Origin of the sequence: Mesorhizobium sp. M1004 (assembly GCF_040318795.1) — a bacterium.
Lineage (GTDB): Bacteria > Pseudomonadota > Alphaproteobacteria > Rhizobiales > Rhizobiaceae > Mesorhizobium.
In genome coordinates, this window is the sequence record NZ_JAMYNB010000004.1 from 476,517 (window position 1) to 485,754 (window position 9,238).

General features: G+C 61.8%; 9 protein-coding genes and 1 pseudogene. 3 read left to right on the forward strand and 7 right to left on the reverse strand.

Annotation, left to right across the window (positions count from 1 at the left end):
- Positions 1-77: 77 nt before the first annotated feature.
- Both NKH54_RS11550 and NKH54_RS32490 read left to right on the forward strand, forming a co-directional pair.
- A complete protein-coding gene (locus NKH54_RS11550) occupies positions 78-1,424 on the forward strand; it encodes a family 1 glycosylhydrolase (RefSeq protein WP_353028244.1) in 1,347 nt (448 codons plus the stop codon).
- A gap of 237 nt (positions 1,425-1,661) precedes the next feature.
- The gene (locus NKH54_RS32490; RefSeq protein ID WP_460221634.1) at positions 1,662-2,003 is read left to right on the forward strand and encodes an SDR family oxidoreductase; all 342 of its coding nucleotides are present in this window, start codon (positions 1,662-1,664) and stop codon (positions 2,001-2,003) included.
- Between the two features lie 172 nt (positions 2,004-2,175).
- Here the strand turns inward: NKH54_RS32490 and NKH54_RS11565 are convergent, their stop codons facing one another.
- The 7 genes and pseudogenes from NKH54_RS11565 to NKH54_RS11595 all read right to left on the reverse strand — a co-directional run bounded on the left by NKH54_RS11565 (position 2,176) and on the right by NKH54_RS11595 (position 8,106).
- Positions 2,176-2,718 carry a protein TonB gene (locus NKH54_RS11565; RefSeq protein ID WP_245260041.1) on the reverse strand — a complete coding sequence of 181 codons (543 nt, stop codon included), beginning with the start codon at positions 2,716-2,718 and terminating at the stop codon, positions 2,176-2,178.
- 240 nt (positions 2,719-2,958) lie between these two features.
- A pseudogene (locus NKH54_RS11570) lies at positions 2,959-3,183 on the reverse strand (Arm DNA-binding domain-containing protein); the annotation flags it as partial.
- 282 nt (positions 3,184-3,465) lie between these two features.
- Positions 3,466-5,028, reverse strand: coding sequence for a glutamine-hydrolyzing GMP synthase (guaA, locus tag NKH54_RS11575; protein ID WP_023692332.1), 1,563 nt, complete (start codon positions 5,026-5,028; stop codon positions 3,466-3,468).
- A 55-nt stretch (positions 5,029-5,083) separates the two neighbouring features.
- Positions 5,084-5,749, reverse strand: a complete 666-nt coding sequence (locus NKH54_RS11580; RefSeq protein WP_023807579.1) for a 5'-methylthioadenosine/S-adenosylhomocysteine nucleosidase — start codon at positions 5,747-5,749, stop codon at positions 5,084-5,086.
- Positions 5,749-6,207 carry a PaaI family thioesterase gene (locus NKH54_RS11585; RefSeq protein WP_023686843.1) on the reverse strand — a complete coding sequence of 153 codons (459 nt, stop codon included), beginning with the start codon at positions 6,205-6,207 and terminating at the stop codon, positions 5,749-5,751. Before NKH54_RS11585 ends, NKH54_RS11580 begins: the two co-directional genes overlap by 1 nt.
- An 84-nt stretch (positions 6,208-6,291) precedes the next feature.
- Positions 6,292-6,744: a TspO/MBR family protein gene (locus NKH54_RS11590; protein ID WP_023704461.1), complete on the reverse strand. Its 453-nt coding sequence runs from the start codon at positions 6,742-6,744 to the stop codon at positions 6,292-6,294.
- 72 nt (positions 6,745-6,816) lie between these two features.
- Positions 6,817-8,106, reverse strand: coding sequence for an RsmB/NOP family class I SAM-dependent RNA methyltransferase (locus NKH54_RS11595; protein ID WP_023704462.1), 1,290 nt, complete (start codon positions 8,104-8,106; stop codon positions 6,817-6,819).
- Positions 8,107-8,425: 319 nt separating this feature from the next.
- Here NKH54_RS11595 and NKH54_RS11600 point away from each other — a divergent pair, with 319 nt between their 5' ends.
- A complete protein-coding gene (locus NKH54_RS11600) occupies positions 8,426-9,103 on the forward strand; it encodes an MIP family channel protein (protein WP_031247209.1) in 678 nt (225 codons plus the stop codon).
- The last annotated feature ends 135 nt before the right edge of the window (positions 9,104-9,238 follow it).

Sequence of the window (9,238 nt, forward strand, 5' to 3'; positions counted from 1 at the left end):
CAGTCTTGCAGGAACTGCGTCGAGCACTGAACGTTTGACCCAAGCGCGGGCATCTCCGCCTTGGCTAAGGACCATCAATGTTCACGTTCATGTTTGCCACCGGCATCGAGAACAGCACCCCCACCATTCGACAAGGCCGGGAGCGCGTCGACGAAATGGAAAAATGCCGCTTCTACGAACGATGGCGCACCGACTTCGAACTGGTCCAGGATCTCGGGGTGCATTTCCTCCGCTACGGACCTCCCATCCACAAAACGTGGCTGGGTGATGGACGTTATGATTGGGCATTCGCCGATGAGACCTTCGCGGACCTGAAGGAGAAAGACATTCTTCCGATCGTCGACCTTTGCCATTTTGGCGTGCCGGACTGGGTTGGCAACTTCCAGAACCCGGACTTTCCGACACTATTCGAGCACTACGCCAGGGATTTCGCGATGCGCTATCCGTGGATCCAGCTCTTCACCCCAATAAATGAGATGTTCATCTGCGCCACCTTTTCGGCTCGCTGGGGATGGTGGAACGAACAACTGAGCAGCGACACTGCTTTCGTCACCGCCCTCAAGCACATCGTGAAGGCGAACGTGCTTGCCATGCGGGCGATCCTCGAGGTGCGGCCGGACGCCATCTTCATACAGAGCGAATCCTCGGAATACTTCCACGCCGATTCTCCCGAGGCGGTCGGCAGAGCGGAACGGTTCAACAGCGAGCGTTTCCTGTCGCTTGATCTCAACTACGGTCATGACGTCGACGCGCACACCTATCGCTATCTTCTCGAAAACGGGATGACGGCCGAAGAATACAGTTTCTTCCTGGAGAGCCATCTGCGCAGGCATTGCGTGATGGGCACCGACTATTACCAGACCAACGAACATCGGGTTTGGGCAGACGGAACGACGTCCGGGTCCGGCGAGGTGTTTGGCTATGACGAGATCACGCGGCAGTACTTCAACCGCTACCGGCTTCCCGTAATGCATACGGAGACCAACATCAGCGAAGGCCCCAATGGAGACGAGGCCGTCTATTGGCTGTGGAAAGAGTGGGCCAACGTGCTGCGGATCCGCAACGATGGCATCCCCATCGTAGGCTTCACCTGGTACTCGCTGACGGATCAGGTGGACTGGGACAGTGCGCTTCGGGAGAACAACGAACGGATCAATCCGCTCGGCCTCTATGACCTCGACCGAAATCCGAGGGCGGTGGGGCGCGCTTTCAAGGCGCTGATCGCGAACTGGAACAAGCTGTTGGCCACACAAAGTGTCTGCCTTGCTTTGCCGGTCTTTCTTCCCTCACAGCAAGACGATGCCATTGTTCGCGCGCAACAGGATTATGCGCGCAGCCTGCTGAGCGTGGATCGGGTCGCTGAAGGCTGGACTGAACCACTTGCTGCTCCCCAGAAAGAGGTCGAACCCGATGCGCCTGGATAACAAGACTGCATTGTAACCGGTGCTGCAAGCGGCATTGGACTGGCCATCGCCATGCGGTTGGGCACCGAAGGTGCACGGGTGAGCCGACGTGGGTGGAGGCAAGGTCGAGAAGGCGCGCATCGGTTCGACAAGGGGCGCGCCGGGGAGGCCGCTATCACGGTGCTGTCGACTTGCGCTCACGCGTTCGGCAGGTTGGTAATAATCGTCAACAACGCGCCGGCCTGATAATCTTTAACCATTGAGGCATTCACTAGAGCGGGCTGGCTGAAGGTGCTGAGCGTCGACCTGCTGGGAGCAATTTATTTCGCCGGAAAGGCATTCGCTCATATGACATCTGGGGGCGTCATCGTAAAACATATTGAGTGTGCGCGGTCGAGACGAGCTCCGCATGTCGAGCTATACGCCGCGGCAAAGGCCACCCTCCTGTCTCTAACCGAGACCCGACGCAGTTCGCACCTTGGCCGACTGGGCATGAATCCGGACGATTACCGAACCAAATGGAACCTGCCTCGCAATTACCCGATGGTGGCACCCAACTATTCGGGAAGCGTTCCGCATATCGCCTCTAACACCCAGTAGCGGACAGCTCTCGCCTGAGGCGTCAGTCGTCGTTGAAGCGCTCCGGCATCGCATTCGAGGCCAAGGCTGGTGCACAAGGATCATGACATCGAATTCCACTCTTTACAGGAACAAGTGCCTTTCCTCGGGATTAGGATTCGACGCCGCAACGGCGTCGAACCCCAAAGGAGACTCACATGAAACGTAAGATTTTGACAGCTACAGCGATCTCTCTCTGTCTCGCCACCGCGGCCTTGGCGCAGTCGTCGGGAACATCCAGCGGCACGAACGGAACGTCCGGCTCATCGGCCGGGTCCAGTATGAGCTCTACGTCCGGCTCCGGCCAAAGCGGTATCCCGAGCGGCTGGGACAGCAAGCTCTCCGGCTCATTCTTCAGCGACGCCAATTCGGGAAGACTTCTGTCGCAGGATGAGATCCGCAAGAACTGGTCGTCCCTGAGCTCTGAACAGCAGGCACAGGTTCGCTCCGACTGCTCGAGGATGACGGCCAGTAACGGCACTGGCTCTGGCACAATGACCGGCACGTCAGGTAGCTCGGCTTCGACCGGCAGTGATACAACGGCGAGTATCGGCACCGGCTCTGGCACAGCCACCGGCACTTCAGGCAGCTCTGGTTCGACCGGCAGTAACACCACGGCCAGCAACAGCACTGGTTCGGGTACAACCACCGGCACGTCGGGATCCTCGAATACAGCTGGCGATACGACCGCCAGCACCAGCACGGGTTCGGGCGCGAACTCGGCTGCTCAAATGGCTTCGATGCGGCAACTCTGCACTCAGGTTCAAGGGATGTGAGTGAATGCGGCGCTCCGGGCCGGCTTGGCCGGAATAAGAAGAGGCCTTGGAGGCCCGGGCATCGCTTTGGTTTGGTAGCCATTTCGGCGCTGAAGTCGGCCGGAGACCGGGGTGACAACTCGGCGCTTGTCGCGCTGCTTTTCTATCGCCGGCGACCGTCACTCGCCAATAGCGCGCTTCGCGTCGAGACACTTCTCCCGGCTGAGGCAAGCGAGATTCCGTCCCGTCCATACCTGCCAAGATAGACCGTCTCGCGGCCTCCGTTGAGCCTGTAATCCAGCCGAAAGGAGATCGCGCCACTGGGCATGACGCGAACATACATGCCGTCGCAATCTTGTAGATGTTCTCTTTTGGTTCAGGGCTTTAAGGGCGACGTCCGTCAGCATTCCCCGCTACCTCCTGAAAAGTACCGTCAGTACAATTTCGAGGCTCTTCGGCAGAAATTTTGTTTTATCTTCAATTCCTTAAGGCATAAAAAAATACCGTCAGAGCCTCATTGGATCTGACGGTACTTCGAAAAATCTGAGCTACAAATATGCGGAAGGTCCGTCAGCCGGTCCGTCAATCCAATCTCTGCGCACCGATTGTCGCCGAATGGGTTTATATGTGTTGTCAAATAGTTATGGCGTACAATGGCGTGTTTTCGGCGGCGTTTGAGTGGGCCTGAATCACTCCCACTCGATGGTGCCTGGCGGCTTTGACGTCACGTCGTAGACGACGCGGTTGATGCCGCGGACTTCGTTGATGATGCGGGTGGCCGCCGCGCCGAGGAAAGCCATGTCGTAGTGGTAGAAGTCGGCGGTCATGCCGTCGACGGACGTCACGGCGCGCAGGGCGCAGACGAATTCGTAGGTGCGGCCGTCGCCCATCACACCGACGGTCTGCACCGGAAGCAGCACGGCGAAAGCCTGCCAGATGGCGTCGTAGAGGCCGGCCTTGCGGATCTCGTCGAGATAGATGGCGTCGGCCTCGCGCAGGATTTCGAGCTTTTCGCGGGTGATACCGCCGGGGCAGCGGATGGCAAGGCCTGGTCCAGGGAACGGATGGCGGCCAATAAAACTTTCGGGCAGGCCGAGTTCCTTGCCCAGTGCCCTCACCTCGTCCTTGAACAGTTCGCGCAGCGGCTCGACCAGCTGCATGTTCATGCGCGCCGGCAGGCCGCCGACATTGTGGTGCGACTTGATGGTCACCGACGGGCCGCCGGTGAAGGAGACGCTCTCGATGACGTCGGGATAGAGCGTGCCTTGCGCCAGGAAATCGGCGCCGCCGAGTTTCTTGGCCTCTTCCTCGAACACTTCGATGAACAGCCGGCCGATGGTCTTGCGCTTCTTCTCGGGGTCGGACTCGCCTTCCAGCGCCGAGATGAATTTTTCCGACGCGTCGACCAGGATCAGCGGCAGATTGTAGTGCTGGCGGAACATCGCCACGACGCCGGCCGCCTCGTCCTTGCGCATAAGGCCATGGTCGACAAGAATGCAGGTCAGCTGGTCGCCTACCGCTTCGTGGATCAGCAAGGCAGCGACCGATGAATCCACGCCGCCCGACAGCGCGCAGATCACCTTGCCCCTGCCGACCTGTTTGCGAATGGTCTCGACCGCGTGCTCACGATAGGCGCGCATCGTCCAGTCGCCTTCGATGCCGGCGATGTTGTGCACGAAGTTTCTCAGCAGCCTGGCGCCATCCGGCGTATGCACCACTTCGGGGTGGAACATGATGCCGTACATCTTGCGCGCGACATTGCCGAAGATGGCGAAGGGCGAGCCTTCCGACTTGCCGAAGACTTCGAACCCCTTGGGCAGCGAGATGACGCGGTCGCCATGGCTCATCCACACCTGGTGACGCTGGCCGGGCGCCCACAGGCCCTCGAACAGCGGGCTGTCCTTTTCGATCTCGACGAAGGCGCGGCCGAATTCGCGATGGTTCGAGCTTTCGGCGACGCCGCCCATCTGCACGCACATGGCCATCTGGCCGTAGCAGATACCGAGCACCGGCACGCCGGCATCGAAGACGATCTGCGGAGCGCGCGGGCTGCCGATGTCCGATGTCGAGGCGGGACCGCCCGACAGGATCACGGCTTTTGGATTGATACGCTTGAAGGCAGCTTCGGCCGATTGAAACGGCACGATCTCGGAAAACACGCCGGCCTCGCGGATGCGGCGGGCGATGAGCTGCGTAAACTGACTGCCGAAATCGACAATCAGGACTGTATCGGGATGATTGGCTGTCGTCATGGCGAGCCTTTAGAGAAAGAAACGAGTCGGCGCAATGGGGTGCGTAGCCCGACTTTCAGAGCGCTGCCGGCTCTTGCCCAGGCTGCTCCTTGTGTAGCGTGCCGGAGCCGATGGCCTGTTCGAGGCGCACGACCGCATCCGCCAGCTTCTCGTCGATGACATGCAGATATTCGGTCCAGTCTCCAACGTGGCGCAGATCGGCTGCACCGTCTGAAATGCCGCGCAGGCCGATAAGCGGGATATCGAACAACTGGCAGGCGCGCAGGCAGGCGAAGGTTTCCATGTCGACCATATCGGCGGCGATGGCGTCGTAGGCGGCGCCGGTGATGATGGCGCCGCCGGTCGACAGGCTGGCTTCTTTCATGCCCGGTATCCTGAATGATAGCGGGACGGTCACCGGCAGGTCGAGGAACGGCGTCGCGCCTTTTTCGAAGCCTAGCGGCGAAGCGTCGATGTCGCGATAGCTGACCGAGACCGCCTGGTAGATTTCCGTCTGCTCTAGTGTGCGGCTGCCGGCGGAGCCGAGCGAGACGACGAGATCGGGCAACGCCTTCTCGGATTTCAGCCATGACAGTTCGGCGCCGAGCCGCACACCTGCCTCTACCGGGCCGACGCCCGTCATCAGCGGCGTGAACAGTTTTTGCAGATGCGGACCGTACTCGGCCTGCGCCGCCATGACGAAGAGGACGTCCTTGCCACCAATTCGCGTAATTTTGGCCATCAGCCTGCTATCCCGTCACGGCCAACCACCGTCATCATCGTGCCGGTCATGGTCGCGATCAGCTTGGCCTCGCCATCGGCGGCAAAGGCGTAGGCCTGGCCGTCGGCGACGATGATGGTGCGGCCGGGCTTGGTCACCGAGCCGCGGAACAGGAAGCGTTCGCCCCGGCCGGGCGCCAGGAGGTTGACCTTGAACTCGATGGTCAGCACGCCGGAATTTTCCGGCATCAGCGAGAACGCGGCGTAGCCGCAAGCCGAGTCCAGTGCGGTCGAAATCACGCCGGCATGCAGGAAACCATGCTGCTGCGTGAGTGCGGCCGAATAGGGCATTTCGATCTCGATGATGCCCGGCGTCACAAGCGTCAGTTCGGCGCCGATGGTCGCCATCGCCTGCTGGCGCGCGAACGACGCCCTGACGCGGTCCTCATAATCGGGTGCGGGTACGATCTTTGCTGCCATGGCCATCGCCCTGATTTATCTGCAAAGCTTATCGCAGACGCCTGAACGCCACGCAAATGCTTTTGCTGCACTGCAGCAAAGCACTCAGTTCAACAGGAGCAGCGACGCGTTGAGCAAGGTGGCGAAGGCTACCCACGCGGCATAGGGCGCAAACAGCCAGCCGGAAACCCGGTCGCGGTTCCACACCGTGGCTATGAACAGCGCAATGCTGGCGAGAAGAGCCAGGATCACGACCAGTGCCGGCCCCATCTGTTTGGCGCCGAAGAAAGTCGGCGACCACGCGAAGTTCAGAACAAGCTGGAGGGCCCAGATCTTCATCGCGGCGGCTGCTCGTTCCCGCTCCCATGTCCGCCAGCCGGCCACGGCGATCAGCACATAGAGGAGCGTCCAGGCCGGCGCGAAGACCCAGTTGGGCGGGTTGAAGGGCGGCTTGGCGAGCGAGGCATACCATTCACCCGGCAGCGTCGCATAGCCGATCAACAGGCCGCCGCCGAGCACCAGAAGGAGGAAAAGCAGAAGCGACACATATCTTTGCAAGAATTCTACCCCGTCTGGCGGCCGACGCCGCGCATCTGCAACTGGCGCTATGTCAGCCTGTCAATCGCAGCGTCAATTCGCCCGACGCAGCGCACAGAAATGGAACCCGTCGGTGCCGCTCAGAGCCGGCGACAGCGAGATATCGCTTGTCTTGCCGATCCGGGCGGCCGCTGCGTGACCGGGGAAGCTGGCATCCCAGAGCGCGCGATGATCGACCGGGACGAAGCCCTTGTGCCGTTCGCGAAAGGCGGCGACCTGCTCGCCATTCTCCTCGTCGAACACCGAACAGGTGATGTAGACCAGCAGGCCGCCCGGTTTGACATAGGCATTCGCCGCATCGAGGATCGCCGACTGCTCGCCCTTGCGGGCATCGAGCTGTCTTTGCGTCAGCCGCCATTTGGCGTCTGGACGGCGCCGCCAGGTGCCGCTGCCGGTGCAGGGCGCATCGACCAGCACGATGTCCATGTGGCCTGCGAGGGGGCTGAGCTCAGCCGGCTTGGTGACAACCTGGACGTTGCGGTTTTCCGAACGGCGGATGCGGTCGAAGATCGGCGCCAGCCGCGCCTTTTCGGCATCATGGGCGAAGACCTGGCCTTTGTTGGCCATCGCCGCAGATAGCGCCAGCGTCTTGCCGCCGGCGCCGGCGCAGAAATCGAGCACCTGCATCCCGGCTTGCGCGCCGGCAAGGGTTGCAACGATCTGCGAACCCTCGTCCTGAACCTCGAACCAGCCCTTTTGGAAAGCCGGCTCGGCCTGTACGTTGGGGTGCCGGCCGTCGCCGTCGATGGGCGGGATGCGAATGCCTTGCGGCGCAATAGCAGCTGCCTTGGCGCCGGTGTCGGCGAGTTCCGCCAGCACTTTGGCGCGGTCGGACTGCAGCGTGTTGACCCTGATGTCGAGCGGCGGGCGGGTCGCCAAAGCCGCCCCTTCCGCAACCCAGTCTGCGCCAAAGGCTCGTTCGAACAACGGCGCGCACCAGTCGGGTACGTCCGCCCGCACCGCCTCCGGCGCGTCTTCAGGCCGGCGCTCGGCCAGCGCCTGCAACTCGGCGGCGCTGAGCAACGGTGGCGCGAACTTGTCGCCCTCGAGCGCATCGTTGAGCGACTGCGGCGTCTGGCCCCATTCGATGAGCAGCGCGCCGAAGCCGATGGCGCGGGGCGTGTCTTCACCCAAAAGCCAGCCGGCGGAACGTTTGTGGCGCAGCGCGTCGTAGACGATGTTGCCGATCGCCGCGCGGTCGCCGCCGCCCGCAAAGCGATGCGACAGGCCCCAATCTTTCAGCGCATCGGCCACCGGCCGGTGGCGCCGGCCAATGTCGTCCAGCACTTCAATGGCTGCCGCCAGCCGTCCGCCCAGTCGCATTCGTCATTCCATCTATCGAGCACAGTATCTTTCGGCCTGCTCTTAGAGCGTTTCGCGTCGAGATTGAACCCCGCTTGAATTTCGCGGCGACGAGGCCTTCCGCTCGCGGCCGACGATTTTCCCCGCCGGCAAATGTCTGCCCGCCGGCGATAACAAATCTCAAATATATGCAAGGTCTCTAATGTTGGTAACTGGCCGCCGTAAGCACGATCTGTGGCGCAAATGCTCTGCTTTCCAAGCTTTTGCGTTGGGAATACTCTTTGCGCCATGATTCGCGGCGCGGAAAAGCGGACCGACGGATCGATACGAGGAGAGGGCAATGAAAACGTATCTTGCGGAAGTTCTAGGGACATTTCTATTGGTGTTTATCGGCACGGCGTCGGTGGCGACGGGTGGCTTTCTCGCCGACTTGCCGCTGGGCCAGGAAGCCATCGGCCTGGCGTTCGGCATCGGCCTGATTGCGGCGGCTTACGCGGTGGGTCCCATCTCAGGCGCACATCTCAACCCGGCCGTCACGCTCGGCGTCTTCCTTGCCGGCCGGCTGCCGGCCAAGGATGTCATTCCTTACTGGATCGCGCAGATCATCGGCGCCATTCTGGCCTCGCTGGCGCTGTGGATCATCGTCTCCGGCCAGACCGGCGGGCACACCACCGGTTTCGGCGCCAATGGCTGGGACGTGGCGAAATGGGGGACGAGTTCGGCCTTCCTGTGGGAGCTGATCGGCACCTTCACCTTCGTCACCGTCATCCTCGGCGTCACCGCCGAGAAGCACTCGACGACGTTCGCCGGCCTGGTCATTGGCCTGACGCTGGCCGGACTGCACTTCGCAATGATCCCGGTGACCGGCACCTCGCTCAATCCGGCGCGTTCGATCGGCCCGGCGCTGTTTACCGGCGGCGCAGCCCTCAGCCAGCTCTGGCTGTTCATCGTTGCGCCGCTGATCGGCGGCGCAATCGCTGGCGTCGTCGCCAAGGCACGCATCTTCGAAAAGGACTGATTTCGAAGCTTGCGAAAACGAAGGGGGGGGGGGGGGGGGCGCCCCCCCCCGGGGGGGGGGGGGTGTTTGGGGGGGCGGGGGCGCGGGAGGGGGGGGGGGACGAGGGGAGCGCCGAGCGGGCAAGAAAGAACACAA